Here is a 24,930-nt window from a genome sequence, read left to right as displayed (position 1 = left end):
TGTTTTTGCTTTATTTCAATCTTTGTGTCTTTTTTCTCGTTCCTTGCGCAAAACTTCTAACACCCACCGCATTGAGTAACCATAACGCCGCGCTAACTCACTTGCATTTTCACCGTTGTACTCAGCTACGATCTTTTGCGCCACTTTTTTAGGATCATAGAGTCGCATCGGAAACGTATATGATAGCCCCCGGTAAGTTTCATGAAGCTTATAAGCATTCTCCAACCCGATCAGGTCAGCTAACTCCTGATAAAATTCATTTAATAATTCTTTATCTACTTCATCTGTCATTTTGTTATCCTCACTTTATTTTTCCTTGCAGATCACAAGGTAGTTTTCATTTGACATCCTCTATTATCTAGAGTTATATAGACATATATTGTCATTTAAAAAAAGAAGGTGTTTTTATGTCATCTAGCGCAACTCGTTTACTAGATATCTATCACAAATTGCTCAATGGTGCCTCGATCACCAAAGAAGAATTTGCCAAAAAATATGAAGTCGATCCCCGCACGATCCAACGTGACTTAGCGGACATCCGACTCTTCTTAGAAGAATACCGCCCTGATGCTAAACTAAAATACAATCACAATACTAAAAGCCATCATCTAGCGGGGCAAAATAATACATTGGGCAAAGCTGAGACCTTGGCATTATGTAAGATCCTCCTTGCCAGTCGTGCTTTTACGAAAAAAGAAACTGATCACCTTTTAGGAGCTCTAAACGATAACTTAACACTAGCTGAACAAAAAGAATTGAACTGGATCATCAAAAATGAACAGAGCAATTACGTCGAACTCCAACATACCAAAGCACTACTTCAGATATTGTGGGAATTTTCCAACTATATCGTTAAACATCGGCTCTTAAATATTGTATATACTAGACAAGACAAAAAACAAGTAACACATACTATTTTGCCAAAAGCGATAATTTTTTCAGATTATTACTTTTACGTTGTTTCATACAGCCAAGATGCCGAGAAAGATCTCTTTTTCCGTCTAGATCGGATCATTGACTACACACCGCTCGAGAAAAAAGTGGGACACTCACAAAATTTACGCTATGAAGATGGAAAATTGCGTCAAAACATCCAATTCATGACCCCAGGCGATCTGATCACGATCACCTTTGAATTCTCTGGAACAATCGAAGCAGCCTTAGATCGTTTTCCTAACTCCAAAGTCATTAAAAAATCAGCAGATGCTGTTGTGATCGAAGCAAAAACGATCGATCAAGGTGCAATGATGTGGCTTTTAAGTCAAGGAAAGCGAGTCAAGGTCCTAAGCCCTGAAAATTTTAAAGCTAAAATGGAACAAGAGATCAAAGAGATGCTACAAAATTATACTACTTAACAAAAAGAGCCTGGATATCTAGGCTCTTTTTTGCTCACTGAATTTGAAATAGACTTGCGCCAACAATTCGGCTAAGAAAAAGCCCATCGCTAAAGCTCCAGCGATCATCCCTGCTTCTACTAAAAAGCGTAATGCCAATTCATCATTTTTAAAGGCAAAATAGTAGACCGCACGATAAGCTTGACCCCCGGGAACTAGTGGCACTAAGCTCGGGACATTGAACAAGATCATCGGCTTTTGCTCGATACGTGCTGCGATCACCGAACAGATCCCGATCACGACCGCCGCAACTAGATTAGCTAAGACCATCCCAGTATGACCAAGGTATAAGAATTTATATGTCATCCAGCCCAAAACTCCGATCAAGCCGCAAACGTTCAAAGCTGAACGCGGAATATTCAAGGTGACCGCAAAGCCGACCGTAGCTAGATAACTGAAAATGACGTGAATCCCGATCGTTGTTAGATCCATCTTAATTTTCCTTTCTAAAAGAAGCGTAAAACACAAGCGATGCCCATCCCGATCGCAACAGCGGTCAACAAGGCCTCAGTCGCTCGGGCGATCCCACTTAGGATATGCCCTGCTAATAGATCACGTACCGCGTTAGTCAACGGAACTCCTGGAACTAGAGGCATGACACTTCCGATGATCACGATACTATAATTTTTAGCCAAGCCATATTTGACACTCAAAACAGCCAAGGCTCCGATCGCTAAAGCAGCCACAAATTCACTAGCAAATTTAACTTTAAAACGCGTGTTGACTACATAGAACAAATAATAACCTAAAGCACTGATCGCAAATGTTGGCAAAAAATCTTGCCACGAACCGTTGTACATGATCTCCAAGGTCGCACCAACAATGCCAGCGGCTAACACCAACCACCGCAACTTAAAATCAGGAGTCGTCTGATCAAGTGTCATCAGATAATCATAGACTTCTTTTAAAGTTTTTCTCTTAGCTTGATAAGCCCGTGAGATATCATTGACACGGGCGATCCGCTCGAGATCGATCCGACGTTTTTCGATCGCAATGACCTGTGCATTAGCACCCTTGATCGACATCATGATCCCCGTCGTCGTTTCAAAGATATCGGGTTCAATTACACCTGAATTCTTAGCGATCCGCTTTAAAGTATCATCGATCCGTGCCATATCAGCTCCATTTTCGATCATGATCTTCCCCGCTAACAGCGTCGTTTCGATAATTAGATCCTTATCTTCCATGATTTCCCCCTAGTTTACTTAATTGCATTATATAGCTATCATTTTAACATTTTAGTTCTAAAAATTACGATCATTTACTACCTCAATTCGTTATAAACTCCTAAAAAAATTAACATCGCATTACACAAAATGTAATTTTTTATTAAAAATATCTATATTTCACTAAGAATTTATGCTATATTTAGCTTAATCTAAAAAAGGGAAGTGACTTGCATGGGACACAATTACGAAGAAACGCGCCGTTATAAATTATATAAAGCTAAGAAAAGATGGGTAAGTGCTGCGATCATTACCGCTTCTGGAGCGCTCTTATTCTTAGGGGCACCGCACGCCTTAGCCGACGAAGCAGTTACAACTGAAGTAACTACCGTAGCTAAAAGTGGGCAACAACTCCAAGTAACGACCCAAACACAGCAGCCTGAAGCTGAGCAAAACACACAGACAACAGATGCTGTGACAACAACTGATGCCACACAGGCACCGGCCAATGAAACACCAGCTCCAACGACTCAAGCCGATCACGAGAAGGGAAATGTGGCTGGTGCTTGGGAGCAAGGTTATCGCGGTCAAGGAATGGTCGTAGCTGTTATTGACTCTGGTGCTGATACGACTCATAAAGATTTTCAACAAGCACCGACAGACCCTAAACTTTCACAAGCCGATGCAAAAACCAAGATCAATGAGCTCGGCTATGGTAGTTATGCGTCTGAAAAATTCCCGTTCGTCTATAACTACGCTTCAAAAAGCAATGACTGGATCAAAGATGATGGCCCAGGCGCTTCTCAACACGGACAACACGTGGCTGGGATCATCGGAGCTAATGGTCGTCCAAACGGGGATGAAAAATATGCCGTTGGAGTCGCACCTGAAAGTCAAATTTTAGCTTTACGGGTCTTTAACGATCAATTTGCCGACGAAAATACTGATGATATCGCTCAAGCTATTTACGATGCTGTCAATTTAGGTGCTAATGTCATCCAAATGTCGCTAGGCCAAGGTGTCGCTGCCTCAGATCTAAATGATGTCGAACAAAAAGCGGTCCAATATGCTATCGACCACGGTGTTTTTGTTTCGATCTCGGCTTCAAATAACGGACATGCTGGCAGTATCGAAACTCCAGATGCTCATTACTCACCAGGTGGAGCAAACGGATCTTTTGAACCATTTTCAAGTAGTACGGTCGCTAATCCTGGAGCTTCGCGCAATGCTTTGACGGTTGCCGCCGCAAACTCTGGACAAGGTACTAGTGCTAATATGGCTAACTTTTCTTCTTGGGGGCCAATGCAAGATTTCACTTTAAAACCAGACATCTCCGCGCCTGGAGTCCAGATCGTCTCGACAGGAAATGACAATGGTTATAAAACCATGAGTGGGACTTCGATGGCCGGTCCATTTGCTGCAGGCTCAGCTGCATTAGTTATGCAAAAATTACAAAAGGAAACATCACTCAAAAATGCTGAACTTGTCCAAGCTACTAAAGCTTTATTGATGAACACCTCACAGCCATTATTAGATGCAATATCAGGTGTGGTGGTCTCACCACGACGCCAAGGTGCCGGACAGATCAATGTTGGTGCTGCTGTTTCATCCCCCGTTTATATCACAGCTGATGATGGGACAAGTTCACTTTCCTTGCGCCAGATCAAGACAAGCACGAAATTCAACTTGACTTTTACCAACTTGAGCAACACCGATCAGACCTATACTTTCGATGACCTTGGGGGTGGTTTCACCGAAAAACGCGATGACTTTACTGGTTATTATTATGAAGAACAATTGACTGGCGCACGCGTAAATGGTGCTAACAAAGTCGTAGTCAAAGCTGGACAAAAATTGACAGTTCCGTACACCTTAGACCTAACTGGACTTACACCTGATCAATTAGTTGAAGGCTGGCTCCGCTTCACTGGTGATAACGGGCAAAGCACCTTAGTCGTACCTTTCCTTGGATACTTTGGGGATATGACTAATGAAGATGTTTTAGACAAAAAAGCTAATGATGCCACAAACGTTTATGGTGGTAACTACTTTGTCAACGAACACAATTACCCACGTGGGATCGCCGATGAAGAATCGTTGAAGAAATTAGTCAACTTAGACGGTGATTACAACTGGCAACAAGTGGCTAAACTCTATCAAGATGGAAAAGTTGCCTTCTCACCAAACAATGACAATAAGAGTGATCTTTTAAAACCAGTTGCCTTTGTCAAACAAAACTTACAAGATCTAAAAGTTGTCGTTTTTGACCAAAATGGTAAAGTTGTCCGAGTCGTTGCCGATGAAAAAGGCTTGGATAAGTCATTTTACCAATCCGATCGTAACCAAGATGTGAGTTTATCAGTTTCCATGCGAAATGATCCAAATACCTTTGATTGGGACGGAATGGTCTATAATGACAAGACTGGCGAATTTGAAGTCGCTTCTGACGGGCAATATACTTACCGCTTTGTTGCCACACTCTATAACGATGGACAAAAGAAAGTCCAAACGGCTGATTATCCAGTCATCATCGATACAACAGCTCCAACGATCAGCAACTATAAGTTAACGCTCAACACTACTTTAGATAAACCAAGTGGTCAGCTGAGCTTTGATTTTTCCGATACTGGGGCGGGATTTACTGACTATTCCTATGCTGTAGTTCAGATCAATGGTCAGCTCTTTGGACACAAACTAAATGAAGGTGCTTCAAAATTCACCGATGATGCGAAGTTAAGTGGAACTGCCAACTTCGAATTGAGCCCAGAAGAACTAGCCGCCTTTACCGCAGCTCAAAACCAAGTCACAGTAATGGTCACTGATACTGCCGATAACGTAGGCATCCTTACTAGCGAAGTTGCAGGTGTGGCGACCACTTCCCAAACGATCAATGTTTGGAATGCCGTTGATGGACTAAGTTTTGATAAAGATAGCAAATTCTATGATGCTAAAACTAATACCTATACTCTAGTTGGTGGGACGACCCAACCATTCTATTACAATGGTCAGTTAGTTGAACCAAAAGCTGATTCAACTTACAGCTTAAATGTCAACGCCGACGTTGCAAAAGTCGTCTTCACTTCTGATCAAGCTGGCAAAGATGTCCTACTGACACTAAACACGGCAACGCCAAAAGCCGCCTTTGCTTGGCAAAAAGCACACACGAATAAACAAAATTTTGGGATCGACTTAGACACCGTCACAACTAATGATCCAGAACACGTCTTTGTCTATGCTGCTGTAACAGCCGGTAATGGGGTCAAAGCCTTTGCACGCGACTACTTCACCGGAGATGTCTATGAGGCAAGTGTCAAAGATGGCTTAGCAACTTTTGAAGTCAAAGTCAAAAATGCAAGTCAGCGGACTGTCTTATTAGGTTGGACCGAAGTAACTGGACCGACCTTTAATGTGGTCCAAACCACAGCTTCTAATAAAGCTTATCTTGGAATCGATGCACGTCCAAGTAACCAACCACAGCGTTATAACTTCGCCAATGTAGCTGAATTACAAACTGATCTAGTCCAAGAAAATGCTGATCCAACTACTTTAGGTGCTCCAAGTGCTTTACCAGGACATGCTTTGAGCGATCTAACGACACGAAGCGAACCTAACCCAGAGATCAGTTTTGACTACCTTGAAGATAATAACTACAATTGGATCGGAGCACAAGCGATCACTGATGGGGTTTATGATCCTAAGAGCCAAACTTTCCATGTAACTGGACAAGTTAGCCCAGATGTAGTGCAATTGATCATGTTAGGCAATAGCGCTAATGAGCAAGATCCACAAAATCACGTTTCATTCAACGAAGATGGGACCTTTGCTTTTGAATTCTATATCAAACCGACACAACAACGTCCACTTGCCTATATTTACACCACAAAAGATGGTCAAAAGACGCGTGGAACAGTTCAAGTCATCTTGGATACAGTCTTGCCAACACTGGAATTCGAAAATGTCTCTTGCTACGACTTTGATGGTGAAAATTATTACGTTTACACTAACGAACCGACCTTCACTATCAAGGGAACAGCTCACGATAATCTTGACGGTTACCGTTTCTTCTTTAACGGAGATAACGAGTTCCGTGAATTCCACCATTCAGGTATCAACCACGGGGGCAATCCATACGCTCCTTACGGCTTTGAAAGAAGCTTTACCTTAAATGATGAAAATGGTGAGACAAAACACGTCTATACTTTAGATATACTCGATGTGACTGGTAATCACACGACCCGGAAGTTCTATGTCTACTACCAGCCTAAGACAAACGTTACAGTGTCCTTAGATGTTGACCGAAACTATCTTGATGCATTCGTCGCACAGTATCCAGAGACGACTCTTTTGTTCTTTGATCCAGAAACGCAAAGCTTCAAAGAGATCGATCCAAAAAGATCCCATCCGGATGGATCCTATAGCTTAGTTAATAAATACGGCAATGTGGTAGCTTTGATGAACGTCTATACACCTGAATCTGAAAAAGAATTAGAAGAAAATAAAGAAGAAATAGTAGAAGATAAAAAACATCATCAACACGATCAAAATGATCAAGATACTAAAGAAGATCAAGAAAAAGAAACACAAGATACTGGTGGGCTTGGTGAGGATCACATTACCAGTCCTGGCACAGACCAAAAACCAGTTACTCCTGTACTCCAAGATAATACCGAGACTCCCTTTACACCAGCAACTACTGACCTACCACAAACAGGTGAAGCAAAACATCAAGCTTCGATTTTAGGTCTCTTAGCACTAGGTTTAGCTAGTCTCTTTACTCTAGTTGGTTTTGATCGTAAAAAAGAAACTAAATAACCACTAATAACACAAAAATGCCACTCAGGATAGCTACTATCCTTGAGTGGCATTTTTGTGTGACGTCTAAATATAGATCGGATCAATGTTTAAACAATCCCTTACTTGCTTTGCTGTCATCTTTATCTGCTTTCTTCTGGAAACCAAATACCGATCTCTCTTTCAGCTTCACTTGGACTATCCGAAGTATGGATCACATTACGTAAATTACCATCGGGCCACTCACGCCCAAAGTCTCCACGTACTGTTCCCCAATCAGCTTGCCCAGGATTAGTTGCTCCTGCCATACGATGAATAATAGGAACAACATTTGTCCCAGTCACGATGATCCCAACGATCGGGCCTTCTTGCATATACGAAACTAATTCTGGGAAAAATGGTGCATTGACCTTATCTTCATAGTGTGCTTCAAGTTGCTCCTTGGTCGCTTGGATCACTTTCAAAGCTGTGATATGGTAGCCTTTATGTTCGATACGTGTGATGATATCGCCAATGTGTTGGCCTTTAACGCCATCTGGTTTAACTAACACTAAAGTTCGTTGTTCTGTCATTTTATCACTCCTGTCCACAAATAGAATAACACTTATCGTCCTTGATTAATACTTTAATGTTTTTAACAAAAAAAGACGCCTAAACAGCGTCTTTACGGTCATTGTTGAATTATCTGAGTCGTCATGATCGCTAATTGATTTTGGGCATTTGTGTTCGCATTGTCCTTCAATAATTCCGGCAAGATCATCTTCAAGAAATATTGCACACTTGCCATATCATTGAACTTCATGATCGCCTTTAAACTTGAGCGATAAATATCCATGTAAACCGGTTCTGGATTTCCCTTTTGGATCTCACCAAAGGATTCATACATCAAGTCGATCTTATCTGCGACCGACAAGATCTTTCCTTCTAAAGTATTGTCCTTACCTTCTGCAAATCTACGCTCATAGGCTGCGCGAAATTCGACTGGGATCTCAGTTTGGATAAAGTTTTCTGTCAATGACTCATCAACTTTGGCTAACATCGTCCGTAACTCATTGGTCGCATACTTGACGGGTGTTTTGATATCACCGATAAAACGTTCCGTGTAATCGTGATTAAGAGCCTTCTCATACAGCGAGCGCCAATCGACCTCATTACCCGCTTGTTCTTCGATATCACCTAACATTTGCGCAGCTTGCGTCACCTTAAATGAGTGGGCCGCCACATTGTGTTCTTCAAATTTGAAATAACCTGGGGCCCGATTGATCATCTCAAGATCACTCAAACTCTTTAAATATTCATGCATGCCCATGAAAAACACCTCCGTATATATTTCATACTAGGATACACCGCATACAACTTTTTTGCAAACATCTTATTCTTTTAGCTTATAATGATTGACTGTATAAGAAAAGTCACTCTTCAACTCGTTTCACCGAATAAAGCGTTGACAGCCTTTATAGAAAGCGTTATCATTATTTATGTAATTAAGCGTGTTACTGATTTTATCAGGCATTAGCTGTTGTTATAGGTCAGATGAGGGCTAGTGGCTCTTTTGTCCTATTACAACAGCTTTTTGTTTTACAAGGAGGTGAAGTAGTGCGTTTTCTAAAAAGCTACAACAATAGCGTTGCTTTGGTGGAAAACGAGCAGGGAAAAGAAGAGATCGTCATTGGCAAGGGGATCGGCTTTGGGCTCAAAAAAGGCGATCAGATCGACCAAGAAAAGATCGAACGGCGCTTTATCACAGCAGAAGATCAAGAATCGATCATGCAACTAAAAGATATCAGCGCTAAGACTTTAGAACTTACGACCAAAGTCATCAAACTCTTCAGCGAAATGGGTTTTAAGGCATTTCGACTCTCAGTTGCTTGGGCTAGGATCTTTCCGACTGGTTTAGAAGAACCCCCTAATGAAAAAGGCCTTGCATTTTACGATAAGGTATTTGCGACCTGTAAAAAATACAATATCGAACCAATCGTAACGATCTCACACTATGAGATGCCACTTAAACTTACCCTCAAATACAATGGTTGGGCTAGTCGTGAAGTGATCGAGCATTTTACCCGCTACACAAAAGTTTTATTTGAACGCTACCGTGGGATCGTCAAATATTGGATGACGTTCAATGAGATCAATGCTGCTTCGATGGGATTTGTTGGCACAGGTGCGATCGATGCTGAGTTAAGTGAAAAAGAAACGCTCAATTTACGCTATCAAGCCTTGCATCACCAATTCATCGCTAGTGCACTAGCAGTCAAGCAACTCCATAAGCTCGACTCTAACGCCAAGATCGGTTGTATGCTAGCACGGATGCAAACCTATCCAGCTACCCCTGATCCTGCCGATGTCCGTGTAGCTCAGGCAAATGATCAATTCAATCTATTCTTTACCGATGTCCAAGTACGGGGTCAATATCCAAACTTCATGAATCGCTTCTTTAAAGAACATGAGATCACTTTGAACTTTGCGCCAGAAGACACTGCTATCTTAGCTGAAGGGAAAGTCGATTATCTAAGCTTTAGCTACTATATGTCAACGATCAGCTCTGCCAAAGATACGACTGATCAAGCTTTAGGGAATTTCTCCCTCGGACGACCTAATCCTTATCTTGAGACAAGTGATTGGGGTTGGCAGATCGATCCGATCGGGCTTCGGATCGCCTTGAACGAAATGTGGGATCGTTATCAAGTACCACTTTTCATCGTGGAAAATAGGCTGGGTGCTCTCGATGAGCTCACTTCCGATGGTAAGATCCATGACGACTATCGGATCGATTATCTACGCAAACATATCGAGCAGATGAAGTTGGCGATCGGTGACGGGGTCAAATTAATGGGATATACGACTTGGGGCCCGATCGATCTGATCAGTGCTTCAACTTCAGAAATGTCTAAGCGTTATGGTTTCATCTATGTCGATCAAGATGATGAGGGAAATGGTACCCTAAAACGGATCCGCAAAGATTCCTTCTATTGGTATCAACAAGTGATCGCATCAAATGGCGAAAAACTATAACAGTGCGCAAGAATGCGCCTAACTCCGTAAAAATAACGGTGGCCAAACTTTGAGGCGGTTTTGTCTTCGGAGTTTGGTCGTTGTTATTTTCTAGGAGTTGCATTCTGGAGCACGACTACAATAACAGTGCGTAAGAAATCGGGTGAGCCGTACGGATAGCCTAGAATAGGCGTTGATGCGGGTTTTGCATCATTGTCTATTCGTAGCTATACGCTAGGCTCAGATTTCTGGAGCACGACTACAACACAGTGCGTAAGAAATCGGGTGAGCCGTACGGATAGCCTAGAATAGGCGTTGATGCGGGTTTTGCATCATGTGCAAGGCATTGTTATCTGCTAGACATTGCAATTCAGAGCACGACTACAATAACAGTGCAAAAAATCGGGTAGTGCCTTAGCATATAGCTACGACACACCCGATTTCTTTTGTGTACTTTTTTATCTCAATTTACCGAAACGATCTCGTAAATGGAATTATCGATCACTGTTTTTCCGTTTTGTTCGTATGCTCCCTCACCCTTGTGGATAAGTCTAACGGTCACCGTACGTCCCCGATAAGTAACTTGTTGGTCACCCCAAGTTGCTTCACGATAAAAATCTTCAGGTGAAACATTTTGATCACATATTCCTGCTTGTACTGCTAAATGGTAATAAAAATCCATCCCATCGATTATAGTCTGTCCAACAACATCATCATTCGCTGTCGAGACTTGACTTGATGTAGTCGCTGGTTGCTCTTTTGTTACACCCTTTGTCACTGGGGCATGTGAAGCCGCTGCTCGACTGCTTGGTGTTTCACTGACTTTTCTTTTGCTAGAACTAACGCTAGAGCTACTAGTCTGCTTGTTAGTTGTTTGACTAGTTTTATGGCTACTACTAGCTTCTTGTTTGACCTTAGTTTGGGGCAAACACCCGGTCATTAGGGGTAACAGACAAACAAACACGCCCAAAACACGTAAATGTTTTTTCATGTTATCACCTCATGGCTCTCCAAAATTATTGTAACAGGGTATTGTATAGATCCAGACCTAACTTATTCATAGCAGATTGTTCTTCATTGTTATCGCCATTTTGGGTCAAGACAACGACAACAAAGGCACCTTTTTCATTTTCAATGATCGCTGCATCATTTAAGATCCCGTAATTTTGCATGATCCCGGTCTTGTTGTAGACTTTAGCACCAGTTGGTAGGTCCCGAACTAATTTATCATGATCGCGATTCTTATTTAAAATATCCAAGAATTCAGCACTGTCACTCTTACTGATCAATTTGTGGTTATAAACTTTCTTCAACAATTCACCCACATCGGCAGCTGATGTGATATTGTCTCGGCCTGCTTCAAGTGACTTAGTATCCATCATCTTACGTTGCAGCTTAGTATCTTGTGCACCCATCTTTTCGATCTGTGCATTGACTTTATCGATCCCACCTAACGCATCGATCATGATATTAGCCGCTGTATTGTCACTTTCATCGATCATATAAGCTAATAATTCACGGTAAGTAAAGGTCTTACCCGCCGGCATGTTTTGGATCACACCAGTCCCACCAACTTTATCAGCATTAGAAAGTGTATACGTATCATCTAAATTGATCGTACCGATCTTTTGTTGAGCATAGGCAGCTGCTAAAATAAAGAGCTTGATCACCGAAGCTGCACTTTGGGTCTGATTGTTCAATAAATAACTCGTATCTTCGTTCATCGGTGCCACATATACTGTTTTATCACCAGCGATCCCGCCGATATCACTAGCTACAAGTTCTTTGACTTTAGCTTCATCAAAGTTGGACTTTGAACTTTGAGTTTCACTACTGCTAGAAGCCACACTACTGCTCTCTTTTACAGGCGAACTTTTAGCCTTACTACTACTTTTAGCTACAGAAGTCGGTTCATTAGCTGGTTTATTGAGTGTATTATAAGCAAAATATCCGCCAACACCTAAAACAAGTAGCCCTGCGACTACACCAATGATGATCCCGGCTAGATTACTTTTGCGTTGGGGAACACCCGCATATGGCCCTTGAGTCCGCGAATAAGTCGGTTCTGGCACTGGTTGTTTTGAGGCAGTGCCCGCAAATGGAGCACCACATTGATCACAAAAATCATTTTTGATATCATTTGGAGTCCCACAAGTTTGACAGAGCTTTTCTGGCTTAGGACCTGGTACTTGAGCAGTTGGATCTGGCAAAGTTTCACCACAACTTTGGCAAAATTTTGAGCCAGCTGGATTAGTCGAATTACATTTTGGACACTTCACGTCTTAACATCCCTTCATTATCTCTAGTTCTTGGTAATATTCTAACTAAAATTGGTTATTTTTAATAGGTATCTTATCCTTGAAATTTTCCTTAGTTTTTTCACTTATTTTAGCTACAAAATTGCTTTTCTTTGTATAAGTGGAAAATTAGCGTTATCCTTGAAGTAACGTGAGGTTGCTGACTTCACGATTCCAAGGGGGCATTAATTATGAGTGAAAAATTTAGTTCACATTATGATATTGTTGGTAGTTTTTTACGACCAAGTAAATTAAAACATGCTAAAGAAGATTTAGCAAACGGTAAGATCGATCAAGCCAATTACGATGAGATCTTGAAAAAAGAGATCAAACGTGTTGTTGAAAAACAAGCTAAACTTGGCTTAAAGGATGCAACCGATGGTGAATTTGGTCGTAGTTGGTGGCATTTAGATTTTCTTTGGGGTTTCAAGGGTGTCAAACGCTATGATTATCGCCAAAGTTATAAGTTCCACGGTGAAAAGACCCGAACTGACAATGTTGAATTAGAGGGCCGTATCGAATATGATCCCGACCATCCCTTCTTTGAGCAATTCAAGTATCTAAAAAGCATCGTTCCTGAAGGTGTTGTTGCTAAACAAACGATCCCTTCACCGACACTTTTCTTTAGAGATGATCGCAGTAAAAATTACAAACTCTTCTATGCTAATTGGGAAGAATTTCTCAAGGGCTTAGCTTGCGCTTATAGTGAAACGATCAAGCATTTCTATGACCTAGGTTGTCGTTACCTACAATTAGATGATACGACTTGGGCCTTTTTGATCAGCAAATTAAATGAAACAACGGGGGAAGAACGCAACAAATATTTAGCTTTAGCCAAAGATAGTGTCTTTGTCATCAATAAGATGCTCGAAAAAGTCCCAGCCGATATGACGATCGCGTCCCATATTTGTCGTGGCAATTTCAAATCGACTTACCTATTCAGTGGCAGCTATGACGTGATCGCACCATACTTAAGTCTTTTGAACTATGATGAATTGTTCTTAGAGTACGATAATGAACGTTCTGGCAATTTTGATGCCTTAAAGCGGATCTGGAACGATCGAAAAGACGTCAAGATCATTTTAGGCTTAGTGACATCAAAATTCCCAGACTTAGAAGATCCAGCTAAATTAAAGGCTAGAGTAGCCCAAGCAGCCAAGCTAGTACCCTTAGAAAATCTTGGGATCTCAACTCAATGTGGTTTTGCCTCAACAGAAGAGGGTAATGAATTGACCGAAGATGAACAATGGGCCAAGGTCAAATTAGTAGTCGAAACAGGTAAAGAGATCTGGTAGAGTATAAAACAGCTACTATTAAAAGAACCCGCTCAAGATGCGTTCTTGCATCATGAGCGGGTTCTTGTTTTCTTATCAAAAAGAGCATTATTTTTGATAAACACTTTGACCATCAACATAAGTTTCTTTGAGTTCTAAAGTTGGACTGACTACCAAGAAATCAGCATCACGTCCGTTTTGAATACTACCACAGACATCAGCGATCCCGGCACTCTTAGCTGGGATCTCACTTGCCATTTCAAATGCTTCTGAAATACTACATAAGCCCCAATCGACAAGGTTTTTGACCGCAGTAAACAGTTCTAAGATACTGCCAGCTAAACTGCCACCATCTTTTAGACGTACGGCCCCATCTTTGACCTCGACCAAAAATTCACCTAACGTATACTCATTTTCAGGCATCCCGCCAGCTTGCATACAATCAGTCACCAAAACGGTCTTTTCTTGTTTAGCCTTGAGCAACGCTGAGATCGCCCCTAGATGAACATGATGCCCATCACAGATCAACTCGGTGTAAGCATCGCTAGCAAAAGCAGCTCCGACCATTCCAGGTGCCCGATGATTTAGACCACTCATCCCATTATATGTGTGAACAAAGATGTCAGCACCAGCATCAACAGCTGCCATCGCTTCTTTATAGGTAGCGTTACTATGGCCTAGACAAACCTTGACACCACTTTTAACAGCTTGTTTGGTAAATTCGATCGCACCAGGACGTTCGGGGGCAAGGGCGATCTTTTTGATCATCCCTTTTGCGTAAGCTTGCAGGTGTTTGAGTTCAGCAAGATCTGCATCACGCATATAAGCTGGATTTTGTGCTCCTTTATGCTCTGGAGTAAAATAAGGCCCCTCAAGATATATCCCTTGGATCTTAGCCCCTGCTATTTCATGGGCTTTTTCACCTAACAACTGACAAACCTGGGCTAACTTTTGCGGTGGGGCGGTCAAAGTCGTCGGTAGATAGGAAGTTACCCCACACGAAAGCAATCCCTGTGAGATCTCAGCTAAGCCAGCAAGCTCAGCATCCATCACATCATGTCCAGCATAACCGTGAATGTGCGTATCAACTAAACCAGGGGCAATGATCGCATCTTTTTTATCGATGATCGTTGCAAAAGAAAGATCAGTCTCTGACGGTATATAGCGTCCAAATTTACCATCCTTGATCTCTAGGTAGCCCCCGGTTTTTACCCCACTTTTAGTTAAAAATGTCTGTGCTTTCACATAATAATGCATGTCATTTCGCCTTCTTTATTCAAATTCGTGGATCAAAACACCTTTAACGACACGATTAACGGTCCCGCTTGGTGATGGAGTATCAGGTGTGTTACCGATCTTAAGCGAAGTCAATAAAGCGATCACTTGAGCCACCATAATATCGGGCAAGGCTAAATAGCCTTCTGGTAAGATCTCACTTGGTGGATAATCGAAACGTTGACCAGTAAATTCATGGCCACTCACTTGTCCGATACTTACCGTCTGCAAAGCGATCTGATCTGCGTAAACTTCTTCTAATACATCAAGATCATATTTGCGGGTATACGGATCATTAGCTACAAAATCCAACACTAAAGTATTCGCATTGATAAAGGATTTTGGCCCATGTCTAAAGCCCATCGAAGAATCAAAGACTGTTGCGATCTGGCCATGAGTCAATTCCAAGATCTTTAATTGAGCTTCACGAGCTAGTCCACTCAACGAGCCTGATCCCAGATAAACGATCCGATCAAAATCAAGTTCAACTAAAGCAGCTAACCGGTCTTCTTGTTGGATCACATACTCGCCTAATTTAGTCGCAGTTTTAACATAATCGATCTTTTTAGCTTGGTCAGTCTGATCAAAGAACAAGAGCCCTGCTAATAGCATACACGTAAATGAGCCAGTCATCGCAAAACCTTTATCGTTAGAAAGCTTTGGCATCAAAACAACTAAACTGTTAGCATCAGCCTTTCCTGTAACTGCCAAAGCTCCTTCAACGGCACAGGTGATCACCAAGTGCTTGCCCTGTTTGACAACTTTATTTGCCAGTTTCACAGTTGCCTTACTTTCAGGGCTATTACCACTACGAGCAAAGGAAACGAGCAAGGTCGGTTCATCAGCTAAAAGATAATCTTTTGGTGCTGCCACGATATCTGTCGTCCCCAAACTCACAAACTCAAAGCGTTTCGTGTCACCTGTTCGGCGTAGGTAAGGAACTAAGGTGTCTCCCACATATTGTGAAGTCCCAGCTCCAGTAAAGATCACGCGGATCTTTTGGTTTTCTTTTAGCTCAAAGCTAGCTAACAAGTCAGCTAATTTAGCTTGATGTTGTTGACAGATCGCTAGTGTCTCTAACCAAAGTTTTGGTTCTTGCTGGATCTCACGGGTCGTAATAACGGCTCCTAATTTTTCCAAGTTCGCGTTACTTTGTTCAAACAATCTGATCACCTCTTAACTATTTGCATCGATCAAGCCGTGGAGCGCTTCATTGACATCAGTTACACCATTGCGCGCTTCAGCAACAAGATCAGCCTTTGAACCTAACATTTCCGCGTTCAAATACCCGATCACCATCGCCATGTTCATCCCAGCATAAAGACGATAATTAGCTCCAGCCATGATCTGTTTGGCGATCACATTGCACGGCGTTCCGCCATATAGATCGGCTAACACGACAAAATCATCTAGCTTAGCAACAACTTTTTCAAATTTGGCTAAAAATTCTGATTGGCCTTCATTAGGCAATAGCGATACTGTGTAAATATCATCTTGTGGTCCCATGATCATTTCAACACTTTTCTTCAATTCAACACACATATCTCCGTGACTGATCAATACTAATGATTTCATGAGTTTCATTTCCTTTCCTATGGTAAACGAACCACAATGAAGCTATTTCACCATGGTCCGTTAAGAGTCTATTTTGAAATAACACCTAAAGCTGATAATGCGATCGAAACAAAGAGTACGATGAAGATCGCTTTGGTCGAAGTCATATTTTTCTTACCAAGTAACCAGTAAACAGCTAAAACGATAACTGCTGGTAATAATCTAGGTAATAACATATCCAAGTTATTTTGGAAATCGATCTTAACATCCCCGATCATCGGTGTCCAAGCAAGTTTAACGTTGATCATTGTAGCTACCAACGCTCCGACCATGAAGACCCCGAGCTGGGTCGCAGCATCGGTCAAAGCGGTCAAACGGTGTTGCATCGTTGTTACCAAAGTGGTTCCTTCTTTGTAGGCAAATTTCAATTGGCTCCAACGAAAGATCATGATCGCTACGCAGGCCAAGACCCAGATCAAAACCCCAAGCGGATTGCCTTTGACCGCCATATCAGCGGCGATCGCACCAAAGATCGCAGGGATCAAAGCGCCAAAGATCGCATCCCCGATCGCAGCAAACGGTCCCATCAGACCAGCTTTCAAACCGTTGACTGTTTCAGCTGATTTTGCCCCTTCTTCTTCTTCCAACGCTAAGTCGATCCCTGTAACGATCGTATTGAAAAAGTTTGATGTGTTGAAGAATTGGGTGTGTAATTTCATCATCTTCTTTAACTCAGGTGTCCCGTCACCATACATCTTGCGCAATTGTGGCAAGATCGTATACAGATAACCAGACGCTTGCATTCGTTCGTAATTCCAGCCTAACTGGAAACCAAAGAGACTGCGCCTGTTGATCTGCTTGAAGTCGGCATCGGTCAATTTGTAACCTGTTGTTTTTGGTTTATTAGAGTTCGTCATCTTCAATTTCCCCCTCACTGTTATTATTTACCTGTGGTTGTTGCGGTGTTTTTGGTGCATCCGCATTACTGTGTTTGTAAGAGATATAGGCTAAAGCTAGACCGATCAAAGCGATCGCTAACATTGGCATACTGTTGAAGTTAGCTACTAGAGTCTTATCTAAACCAGCAACACTTGTTCCGAGCAATTGGATATTGCCAAAAAGCGTTGTCATAAGTGCGGTGATCACAAAGCCCAAGATCAAATAAGCAAAGTGTTTCTTAACTGGTAAGTAGCGAAGTAAGATCGCAAAACCGACAGCCGGTAAGACTGCCCCAGCAACTGAGAGTCCGTCACCTAACCATTTGAGATCGCCATTCAAGTAGCCAACAACTTTGGAAACTAAGCCACCACCAAAAGCTAAAGCTAAGAACACTGGTAACATCCGTGAAAGTGACCATGAGAGCGCACCCATCAAGAAGTGACGTTCGATCTTCTTATATTCGAAGTTTTCTACATCTTTATCGATCTTGTGTGCAAAATACGTATTGGCAAAGCGCCCCAAGATATCAGTTTGGATCATCAAAGCTGCCACCGGCACTGCGATCGCTGCCATCGCTTGTTTAGGATCCATCCCGACCGAGACAGCAAATGCGGTCGCCAAGATCGTACCCGAGTTAGCATCAATTCTGGAAGCGCCGCCAAAAGTTCCGACCCCTAGGATCGTCAGCTGCATCATCCCACCAATATACAAACCAGTCTTTAGATCTCCCATTACAAGACCAGAGATCAAGCCTGCAAAAACAGCTGAACCAGCCGAGGAATTGATCTGCAATTCATCTAAGATCTGGTATCCGGCATACAACGTAAGTAGTAAAATCTGCCACCATGCAATTGTCATTTAGGCTCACCCTTTCTTATTTAATAGCTCCATAAAATCTTCCGCCGAATCAGCGGGTACCATTTGATGGATCAAATGGACCCCATGTTTGTTCAATTCTTTGAATTCGGCAACATCTTGCTCATCAACATTCACTGAGCGTGTGATCGAGATCGTCGTATCCGACTGTGACATGTTACCCACATTGATCTCTTCAAGTGGGACTCCGGCTTCAACTAATTTCAATAAATAATGCGGTTTTTTAGCCACGATCAACAAGCGTTGTGAGTCATAACGACCTGCTAAGATATTTTCGGCTGCCCGCGCGTACGGGAGAACACTTAGCTTAACTCCTGCTGGCGTTGCAAGTTTAAGTCCACTTTTTTCGATCGCACTTTGTGAAACTTCATCATCTACGACCATGATCCGTGTGATATTTAACTTAGTCGTCCATAAATTAGCTACCTGTCCATGGATCAAACGTCCATCGATCCGTACTGCAATAATCATTGCGCATCCTCCTCAATATGTTTATAGATCGGTCTTTCTACCAAATTCAGCTTAGTTTGATAAATGCCTTCTGTTTCAAAGATAACGATTTCATTTTGGCCTTGATTTAAAAATTCAGCGGGAATAAAGAGCGCTAACTGCGGTCCTCTTTGCCAAAAGCGGCCTAAATTATGTCCGTTTACCAGCGCGATCCCTTTACCAAAGCCACTTAGATCTAGATAACAGTTACCGGTCTTTGCTAACTCGAATTCATAGCGGTAAAAACTCGGTCGCCCTTTGACACATTCACCTGTAAAATCAATTTCCGAGAGCTTATCAAAGTTCAAAACATACTGTTGCCAACCTAAGATAAAGTGTAGATCAGCCATAACACCACGTCCGAGTCCTTTGCGTTGCGTATTTGCCAATAGCTTGCTTCCGTAATTGACCCGCCCCATATTTTCGACTAAGATATCGAGTCGACCAGTTTCATTAGGTAACTTGACCTCAATGTCTTCTCCGATCTCTTCTTGGTATTGGGTCGCTACATATTTGCCATCTAGATAAAAGTTTAGACGGTCTCTAGCATCGATCACGCGAAAACGCTCTTTGTCTAGCTTATCGCGTAAGATCTGCGTGCGATACAACACATAGCCATAGCCACTTCCCAACTCTTCCATCGACTGAGGATATTGACTGTCATACTTTTCACTGACTTGGTCTAAACAGGTGAATAGATCGATTTGCCCCGTCAATTTGATATCTGAAACTTTGATCGTCTTTTCGACTATTGGCTCTTTTTGTTCAAGCTCAGGATACATTTCGCCGATCAGCTCTTTGATCGCATAGTAAGTGGGAGTCGGTTCACCAGCTTCATTTAACGGTGCACCGTAGTCATATGACGTGATCTGCGGTAAATCGTGTTCTCTTCGCGCTGAACAGCCATTCATAAAACCAAAGTTAGTGCCACCGTGGAACATGTAAAGATTGACACCTGCGCCTAGCATTAAAACTTCACGCAATGCTTCTAAAAGTTCAGCTTGATCACGTTTGACTACGGGTTCCCCCCAACGATTGAACCAGCCATCCCAAAATTCCATGCAGATCAAGGGTTGCTTGACTCCCAGCTTTTCTTGGTACTCTTTTAATGCTGTGAAATTTTCTTTGGCATGTGAACCAAAATTACCTGTCGCTAAGATCTTGTCTTCTAACAAACTCCCTGCACGTAATGTTGCTTGCCAAGCACCATCGGCGGTAAACAATGTCACATCAGCCCCGTATTTTTCCATCAAAGCTTTGATCTGGCGTAAATAATCCTTATCTTCACTGTATGAGCCGTATTCATTTTCGATCTGCATCATGATGATCGGACCACCATGTGTGATCTGCAATGGCGTCAAGATCTGAAAAAGTTCTTGGTAATAACGCTCGACAGCCTGTAAGAAAACAGGATCATTAGCGCGTAACCTGACATTTTTTTTAGTCAAGAGCCAAGCTGGTAGACCGCCAAATTCCCATTCCGCACAGATGTATGGTGACGGGCGCACGATCACATACAAACCTAGACTCTGTGCTAATTCAATGAATGCCTTGAGATCAAGGCGATCACTGAAATCAAATACACCTTCTTTTGGTTCATGGAGATTCCAGGCCGTATATGTCTCGACCGTATTGAAACCTAATGCTTTTAAGTTATATAAGGACCGATACCATTGTTCACGTGGGATCCGAAAATAATGGATCGCCCCCGAGAGAAGCTTGAACGGTTCATCGTTTAGATAAAGTCCATCTTCTCGTACGATAAAATTATCCATATCCGTCTGTCCTCTTGAATAAAATCATTATATTAATATACTAAGTTACGGTAATAATAAATAAATGCTACAAAAAAATGGTTCAGCTGAAAATGGTATATACCTGTAATAGTTAGTCGCACACCTCTTGTATGCGCTATCATTTACACTTTAATTCTAGCTTATTTACACAATTAATTAAACTTTTTTGCTATACTTTTTCAGTATTAATTTACATACCATTTAGTGTATAATTGGGATGAAACGTTATCAGCTTGCGTTTTTTTCAACGTACAATTTTTTCAAAGTAGGTGAGTTAAGCGATGACAAAACGCCCTAAATATGCTGTTTTAGCAGACAAATTGATCAAAAACATCTTAGAAAACCAGCAGCCAACGAATACCCGCTTTTTCACAGAAAAAGAATTAGCGCACAAATATTCAGTTAGTCGCTCCACCGTCCGCGCTGCTCTAAGTGAATTAGAAGACCTAAAATTGATCGCCAAAGCTAAAAACATCGGCTATTATGTGACCTATGAACCGGTTCAATATGATTACGCACATTTTTACAGTTTTAGCAAATTGGATATGCCCGCTGAGCAAGCACCCACGACCGAGATCTTACTTTTCACCCAGACGATCCCTAACTACTATGTGGCCCAAATGCTCCACTTAGCTCAAGATGAACCAGTCTATCGTGTTGAGCGCCTGCGCTTATTGGGACATCGACCAGTTCTGTTTGAAAAAACTTTTTTACCAGCTGAACGTTTTCCTGCTTTAAAACGTAATGAACTGGTCAAAAACTCGCTCTATGACCTACTTTCCACTAAATACCAGCTGAAGATCAAAGATGGTGCTGAGGAATTTTTTGCTAGTCTCATCAACGAACGCGAAGCTGACTTACTAGATCTACGCGTGGGTTCACCCTGCCTTAAGATCCAACGGCTCGCCTATGATATCTTCGAGCGTCCCTTTGAATTTACGATCACGACCGCTCCTTCACGCTATTTTGCTTACAAAGTGCCCCTCACAAAGGATGTGTAATTATCATGAAGATCCCCAAGCATCAACTCGTCAAAAATAATCTCAAAAATGAAATTTTATCCGGTAAATTTGAAAACGGTGACAAATTCTATAGTGAAGCTGAACTCACCAAACGTTTTCACGTCAGTTCGATCACCGTGATCCGCGCCTTAAAAGAGCTCGTCGCTGAAGGCTTTTTAGTGCGTTACCAAGGTAGAGGAACCTTTATCTCACGCTCGCGCAAGTCAAAGACCGTTAAATTCAGCGATCTAGAGATCTTTACACCCCCCGATGATCGCGTTGAAGTCATCAGCATCACTCGAGATAATGATCCCACGATCTTGACACATCTAGACCTTAGCTCAACTGACTTTTATTATGCGATCGAACGTGTGCGCTGGGCTAAACAGATCCCATATATCTATCAGTGTACTTATTTACCCGAACGCTTTGTGACCCATCCCCAAGAGCTTTCTTATTACGATTCGATCTATACCCAAATGAAAAATGAATTTAAGATCCATCTAAGTACCGAACCTTTCGTTGAATACAATCAGATCATCTTACCTACTCCCAAAAAAATCGCTGCTCTTTTAGAGATCAGTGAAGAGACCCCGACCGTCAAACAAGAACGCACAACAACTTTATCACTCAGCGGACAGATAATTGAATACATCTGCTCGTACAAACGTTGGGAGTATTACAAGATCAAACTTGAAAGCCCAACTCAATGACATTTCCAAACATTTATAAACAATATCATTTGACTGATAATTTTTTTCGTGGTAATTTAAACTTATAAAAACACAAACAAACATTTTAAAACAAAGGATGCGAGATCATGACAGGAAAAACAACAGCTTTACAGCGCCTCTCTAACTCTGATGGTATTATTGCAGCACTTGCGATCGATCAACGCGGTTCATTAAAAAAGATGTTGGCTAAAAATGCTGACCATCCCGTGACTAGTTCTGATCTAAGTGAGTTCAAAAAAGTTATCTCTCAAAAAATGACAGCGCATTCATCAGCGATCTTACTCGATCCAGAATATGGTTTACCTGCTGCTTTGGCCCGTGACAGCAACTGTGGGCTTTTGCTAGCTTATGAAAAAACAGGCTATGATGTCAGCGAACCAGGGCGCATGCCAGATCTTTTATCCGATTGGTCGGCTAAACGCCTAAAAGAAGCTGGCGCTGATGCCGTTAAGTTCATGGTCTATTATGATGTCGATGAACCAGTGGCGATCAACGAAAAAAAACAAGCCTTCATCGAACGGATCGGCAGTGAGTGTGTAGCTGAAGATATTCCGTTTTTCCTCGAATTGATGTCCTATGATGCTAATATCGAAGACATCAAGAGCAAAGAATACGCAGCCGTCAAACCGCATAAAGTCATCGAAATGATGCGTGAATTTGCTAAACCGCGTTATAACGTTGATGTCTTGAAAGTAGAAGTTCCAGTTAATATGGCTTATGTTGCTGGGTTTACCAAAGACAATGAAGCAGTCTACACCAAAGAACAAGCAGCAGCTTACTTTGCTGAACAGACCAAAGCTGCAGCTGGCGTTCCATTTATCTTCTTAAGTGCTGGCGTGTCGGCGCAGATGTTCCAAAATACACTTTATTTTGCCCATGAAGCTGGCTCAAAATTCAACGGTGTCTTGTGTGGGCGTGCGACCTGGAAAGATAGCGTCGTTCCATTTGCTCAAGATGGTGCTGGCGCAGCGAGTCTTTGGTGTGAGACAAAAGGAAAAGAAAATATCGAAGCTTTAAATACAGTCTTAAAAGAAACTGCGACCCCACTTGCAAGTAAAAACTTGATCTAAAAAACGGGTGTGCACTTTCTGGTATAATTCCATACCAGAAAATGCACACCCGTGTATTTTGCCCTTAGAGCTTTTTTATGCCCTATATCTGTTTTGGATCCCAATAAACAATAATATCCCTAAAAGCATTGTACCAGCATAGATCATAAATCCCCATTGAGGACCAACTATATCCATCACCCTACCTACGCTATAGTTAGCGCCAAATTGAAAAATCAGATTGATAAAATTCCAAACAGATACAAGTGAACCCAATAGCTTGCTAGGAACTATCTCCATCGTTCTAGTATAGATGATCGTTCGGATCGCTGGACCGACTGATCCCAATAAAAAAATATATCCGGCAGTTAAAGCTAAACTATGATTTAACACGAGAACGATACCTAGTAACACAGCAATTGAAAATAACGGAAAAATAAGGTGTTCTTTATTGATAAATTTAGCAATGACTGGGAGTAAAACCCCTGCTAAACAAGCACCTACGCCATACATCGTATCTGTAAAACCATAACTGATCGAATTCCCGGATAAATGCGCTTGAATATAGCCAGGAAGCGTTGTGTTAATAACGTTAGCACCAATAAATGGTATGTATAAAACTAACCCTAGTATCAATAACCACTTGTGTCCGATCAGATAAGCAAAAACACCTTGCTGTTCTATCGCTTCTACCTTATCTGATTCTTGATATTTCACCAAAGCAAAAATAACAAGTGCTACAAAAAAGAGAGACGTCCCTAAAAGCAAAATATTTTCAAAACCGATATATCGATACAAGATCCCCGAAACTAGTGCTGCAGAAAATAGCCCCACTTGCATCGAAATTTCAGCAAAAGAATTGATCTGTAGTGTATTTTCTTCGGCGGTAAAACTATTCAAGATATCTTTGGATGCTGGAAAATATAGATTCCAGCCAATACCATTACTCAAAGCTAACAGGTAGATCGCTAGACGATCATCGATACCTAGCTTTAGTAATATCAACGGTAGTGCTACGAAAATAACTCTAAAGAAGTATGACATCAATGCAATACGCTTTGAATTCATCCTTTTTAGTAATCCAACTGCTACTAGAGAAATTATCAACCCAGCAATAACATTAATGTTAGCGATCGTTGCTACTAAACTGTTAGACTGATACACATCGATCATATACCAATTCAAAGCGGCTAAAACGATCCCTGCACTGAATTGGGAAATAAAGTCACTAGTAATAAAAAGAGTAACATTCTTTTTCATGCATCGGCCCCTCCTCTTGTTTTTTCAAATTATACACCGCC

22 protein-coding genes are annotated in these 24,930 nt (G+C 41.7%); 7 read left to right on the top strand and 15 right to left on the bottom strand.

Annotation, left to right across the window (positions count from 1 at the left end):
* Nucleotides 1-15: 15 nt before the first annotated feature.
* Nucleotides 16-291 (bottom strand): Mor transcription activator family protein, encoded by a 276-nt coding sequence (locus Q9Q35_RS03720; RefSeq protein ID WP_004050055.1) that lies wholly within the window; start codon nucleotides 289-291, stop codon nucleotides 16-18.
* A gap of 116 nt (nucleotides 292-407) precedes the next feature.
* Here Q9Q35_RS03720 and Q9Q35_RS03715 point away from each other — a divergent pair, with 116 nt between their 5' ends.
* Nucleotides 408-1,355 carry a YafY family protein gene (locus Q9Q35_RS03715; RefSeq protein WP_304652199.1) on the top strand — a complete coding sequence of 316 codons (948 nt, stop codon included), beginning with the start codon at nucleotides 408-410 and terminating at the stop codon, nucleotides 1,353-1,355.
* An 18-nt stretch (nucleotides 1,356-1,373) separates the two neighbouring features.
* Here Q9Q35_RS03715 and Q9Q35_RS03710 read toward each other — a convergent pair whose 3' ends face one another.
* Nucleotides 1,374-1,826 (bottom strand): threonine/serine exporter family protein, encoded by a 453-nt coding sequence (locus Q9Q35_RS03710; RefSeq protein WP_304652198.1) that lies wholly within the window; start codon nucleotides 1,824-1,826, stop codon nucleotides 1,374-1,376.
* 14 nt (nucleotides 1,827-1,840) lie between these two features.
* Complete coding sequence (locus Q9Q35_RS03705; RefSeq protein WP_304652197.1) at nucleotides 1,841-2,581, bottom strand: threonine/serine exporter family protein; 741 nt, start codon at nucleotides 2,579-2,581, stop codon at nucleotides 1,841-1,843.
* 213 nt (nucleotides 2,582-2,794) lie between these two features.
* On the opposite strand from Q9Q35_RS03705, the gene Q9Q35_RS03700 reads away from it, so the two are divergent.
* Nucleotides 2,795-7,372: a S8 family serine peptidase gene (locus Q9Q35_RS03700; RefSeq protein ID WP_304652196.1), complete on the top strand. Its 4,578-nt coding sequence runs from the start codon at nucleotides 2,795-2,797 to the stop codon at nucleotides 7,370-7,372.
* A 122-nt stretch (nucleotides 7,373-7,494) separates the two neighbouring features.
* On the opposite strand, the gene ndk is transcribed toward Q9Q35_RS03700, so the two are convergent.
* A complete protein-coding gene (gene ndk / locus Q9Q35_RS03695) occupies nucleotides 7,495-7,923 on the bottom strand; it encodes a nucleoside-diphosphate kinase (protein ID WP_304652195.1) in 429 nt (142 codons plus the stop codon).
* 98 nt (nucleotides 7,924-8,021) lie between these two features.
* Complete coding sequence (locus Q9Q35_RS03690) at nucleotides 8,022-8,660, bottom strand: YfbR-like 5'-deoxynucleotidase (protein ID WP_304652194.1); 639 nt, start codon at nucleotides 8,658-8,660, stop codon at nucleotides 8,022-8,024.
* A 287-nt stretch (nucleotides 8,661-8,947) separates the two neighbouring features.
* Between Q9Q35_RS03690 and Q9Q35_RS03685 the strand changes: the two genes are divergently transcribed.
* A complete protein-coding gene (locus Q9Q35_RS03685; protein ID WP_304652193.1) occupies nucleotides 8,948-10,366 on the top strand; it encodes a family 1 glycosylhydrolase in 1,419 nt (472 codons plus the stop codon).
* A 442-nt stretch (nucleotides 10,367-10,808) separates the two neighbouring features.
* Here Q9Q35_RS03685 and Q9Q35_RS03680 read toward each other — a convergent pair whose 3' ends face one another.
* Together Q9Q35_RS03680 and Q9Q35_RS03675 are read right to left on the bottom strand one after the other, a co-directional pair.
* Entirely contained in the window at nucleotides 10,809-11,336 is a 528-nt protein-coding gene (locus Q9Q35_RS03680) for a hypothetical protein (RefSeq protein ID WP_304652192.1), read from the bottom strand.
* A 25-nt stretch (nucleotides 11,337-11,361) separates the two neighbouring features.
* Nucleotides 11,362-12,624 (bottom strand): serine hydrolase, encoded by a 1,263-nt coding sequence (locus Q9Q35_RS03675; protein WP_304652191.1) that lies wholly within the window; start codon nucleotides 12,622-12,624, stop codon nucleotides 11,362-11,364.
* A 209-nt stretch (nucleotides 12,625-12,833) separates the two neighbouring features.
* Between Q9Q35_RS03675 and Q9Q35_RS03670 the strand changes: the two genes are divergently transcribed.
* Entirely contained in the window at nucleotides 12,834-13,937 is a 1,104-nt protein-coding gene (locus Q9Q35_RS03670) for a vitamin B12 independent methionine synthase (protein ID WP_304652190.1), read from the top strand.
* A gap of 87 nt (nucleotides 13,938-14,024) precedes the next feature.
* Here the strand turns inward: Q9Q35_RS03670 and nagA are convergent, their stop codons facing one another.
* The 7 genes from nagA to Q9Q35_RS03635 form a co-directional block, all read right to left on the bottom strand.
* Complete coding sequence (nagA, locus tag Q9Q35_RS03665; RefSeq protein WP_304652189.1) at nucleotides 14,025-15,173, bottom strand: N-acetylglucosamine-6-phosphate deacetylase; 1,149 nt, start codon at nucleotides 15,171-15,173, stop codon at nucleotides 14,025-14,027.
* A 15-nt stretch (nucleotides 15,174-15,188) separates the two neighbouring features.
* Complete coding sequence (locus tag Q9Q35_RS03660) at nucleotides 15,189-16,355, bottom strand: SIS domain-containing protein (protein WP_304652188.1); 1,167 nt, start codon at nucleotides 16,353-16,355, stop codon at nucleotides 15,189-15,191.
* Nucleotides 16,356-16,367: 12 nt separating this feature from the next.
* On the bottom strand, nucleotides 16,368-16,766 hold the full coding sequence (locus tag Q9Q35_RS03655; protein ID WP_304652187.1) for a PTS sugar transporter subunit IIA: 399 nt from the start codon (nucleotides 16,764-16,766) through the stop codon (nucleotides 16,368-16,370).
* Nucleotides 16,767-16,834: 68 nt separating this feature from the next.
* Complete coding sequence (locus Q9Q35_RS03650) at nucleotides 16,835-17,662, bottom strand: PTS system mannose/fructose/sorbose family transporter subunit IID (protein WP_304652186.1); 828 nt, start codon at nucleotides 17,660-17,662, stop codon at nucleotides 16,835-16,837.
* Complete coding sequence (locus Q9Q35_RS03645) at nucleotides 17,649-18,542, bottom strand: PTS sugar transporter subunit IIC (protein ID WP_304652185.1); 894 nt, start codon at nucleotides 18,540-18,542, stop codon at nucleotides 17,649-17,651. The genes Q9Q35_RS03650 and Q9Q35_RS03645 overlap by 14 nt, the downstream gene beginning before the upstream one ends.
* 6 nt (nucleotides 18,543-18,548) lie before the next feature.
* Nucleotides 18,549-19,031: a PTS sugar transporter subunit IIB gene (locus Q9Q35_RS03640; protein WP_304652184.1), complete on the bottom strand. Its 483-nt coding sequence runs from the start codon at nucleotides 19,029-19,031 to the stop codon at nucleotides 18,549-18,551.
* Nucleotides 19,028-20,824 carry a beta-galactosidase family protein gene (locus Q9Q35_RS03635; protein WP_304652183.1) on the bottom strand — a complete coding sequence of 599 codons (1,797 nt, stop codon included), beginning with the start codon at nucleotides 20,822-20,824 and terminating at the stop codon, nucleotides 19,028-19,030. The genes Q9Q35_RS03640 and Q9Q35_RS03635 overlap by 4 nt, the downstream gene beginning before the upstream one ends.
* Nucleotides 20,825-21,126: 302 nt before the next feature.
* Here Q9Q35_RS03635 and Q9Q35_RS03630 point away from each other — a divergent pair, with 302 nt between their 5' ends.
* From Q9Q35_RS03630 to lacD, 3 genes are all read left to right on the top strand, one after another.
* Nucleotides 21,127-21,846 (top strand): GntR family transcriptional regulator, encoded by a 720-nt coding sequence (locus tag Q9Q35_RS03630; protein WP_304652182.1) that lies wholly within the window; start codon nucleotides 21,127-21,129, stop codon nucleotides 21,844-21,846.
* Between the two features lie 5 nt (nucleotides 21,847-21,851).
* A complete protein-coding gene (locus Q9Q35_RS03625; protein WP_304652181.1) occupies nucleotides 21,852-22,559 on the top strand; it encodes a GntR family transcriptional regulator in 708 nt (235 codons plus the stop codon).
* 107 nt (nucleotides 22,560-22,666) lie between these two features.
* Nucleotides 22,667-23,650, top strand: coding sequence for a tagatose-bisphosphate aldolase (gene lacD, locus Q9Q35_RS03620; protein ID WP_304652180.1), 984 nt, complete (start codon nucleotides 22,667-22,669; stop codon nucleotides 23,648-23,650).
* Nucleotides 23,651-23,725: 75 nt separating this feature from the next.
* Here lacD and Q9Q35_RS03615 read toward each other — a convergent pair whose 3' ends face one another.
* The gene (locus Q9Q35_RS03615; protein ID WP_304652179.1) at nucleotides 23,726-24,889 is read right to left on the bottom strand and encodes an MFS transporter; all 1,164 of its coding nucleotides are present in this window, start codon (nucleotides 24,887-24,889) and stop codon (nucleotides 23,726-23,728) included.
* Nucleotides 24,890-24,930: the final 41 nt, after the last annotated feature.

The organism is uncultured Ligilactobacillus sp., from assembly GCF_948826705.1.
Taxonomy (GTDB): Bacteria; Bacillota; Bacilli; order Lactobacillales; family Lactobacillaceae; genus Ligilactobacillus.
The sequence above is the reverse complement of the archived record's forward strand: the minus strand, read 5'-3'. Positions and strand labels throughout refer to the sequence as shown.

Coding starts and splice junctions, on each gene's coding strand:
- ndk (WP_304652195.1), bottom strand. CDS start 7,923: ATGACAGAACAACGAACTTTAGTGTTAGTTAAACCAGATGGCGTTAAA.
- Q9Q35_RS03625 (WP_304652181.1), top strand. CDS start 21,852: ATGAAGATCCCCAAGCATCAACTCGTCAAAAATAATCTCAAAAATGAA.
- Q9Q35_RS03635 (WP_304652183.1), bottom strand. CDS start 20,824: ATGGATAATTTTATCGTACGAGAAGATGGACTTTATCTAAACGATGAA.
- Q9Q35_RS03630 (WP_304652182.1), top strand. CDS start 21,127: ATGACAAAACGCCCTAAATATGCTGTTTTAGCAGACAAATTGATCAAA.
- Q9Q35_RS03670 (WP_304652190.1), top strand. CDS start 12,834: ATGAGTGAAAAATTTAGTTCACATTATGATATTGTTGGTAGTTTTTTA.
- Q9Q35_RS03655 (WP_304652187.1), bottom strand. CDS start 16,766: ATGAAATCATTAGTATTGATCAGTCACGGAGATATGTGTGTTGAATTG.
- Q9Q35_RS03720 (WP_004050055.1), bottom strand. CDS start 291: ATGACAGATGAAGTAGATAAAGAATTATTAAATGAATTTTATCAGGAG.
- Q9Q35_RS03710 (WP_304652198.1), bottom strand. CDS start 1,826: ATGGATCTAACAACGATCGGGATTCACGTCATTTTCAGTTATCTAGCT.
- nagA (WP_304652189.1), bottom strand. CDS start 15,173: ATGCATTATTATGTGAAAGCACAGACATTTTTAACTAAAAGTGGGGTA.
- Q9Q35_RS03650 (WP_304652186.1), bottom strand. CDS start 17,662: ATGACGAACTCTAATAAACCAAAAACAACAGGTTACAAATTGACCGAT.
- Q9Q35_RS03615 (WP_304652179.1), bottom strand. CDS start 24,889: ATGAAAAAGAATGTTACTCTTTTTATTACTAGTGACTTTATTTCCCAA.
- Q9Q35_RS03715 (WP_304652199.1), top strand. CDS start 408: ATGTCATCTAGCGCAACTCGTTTACTAGATATCTATCACAAATTGCTC.
- Q9Q35_RS03690 (WP_304652194.1), bottom strand. CDS start 8,660: ATGGGCATGCATGAATATTTAAAGAGTTTGAGTGATCTTGAGATGATC.
- Q9Q35_RS03700 (WP_304652196.1), top strand. CDS start 2,795: ATGGGACACAATTACGAAGAAACGCGCCGTTATAAATTATATAAAGCT.
- Q9Q35_RS03640 (WP_304652184.1), bottom strand. CDS start 19,031: ATGATTATTGCAGTACGGATCGATGGACGTTTGATCCATGGACAGGTA.
- lacD (WP_304652180.1), top strand. CDS start 22,667: ATGACAGGAAAAACAACAGCTTTACAGCGCCTCTCTAACTCTGATGGT.
- Q9Q35_RS03705 (WP_304652197.1), bottom strand. CDS start 2,581: ATGGAAGATAAGGATCTAATTATCGAAACGACGCTGTTAGCGGGGAAG.
- Q9Q35_RS03680 (WP_304652192.1), bottom strand. CDS start 11,336: ATGAAAAAACATTTACGTGTTTTGGGCGTGTTTGTTTGTCTGTTACCC.
- Q9Q35_RS03645 (WP_304652185.1), bottom strand. CDS start 18,542: ATGACAATTGCATGGTGGCAGATTTTACTACTTACGTTGTATGCCGGA.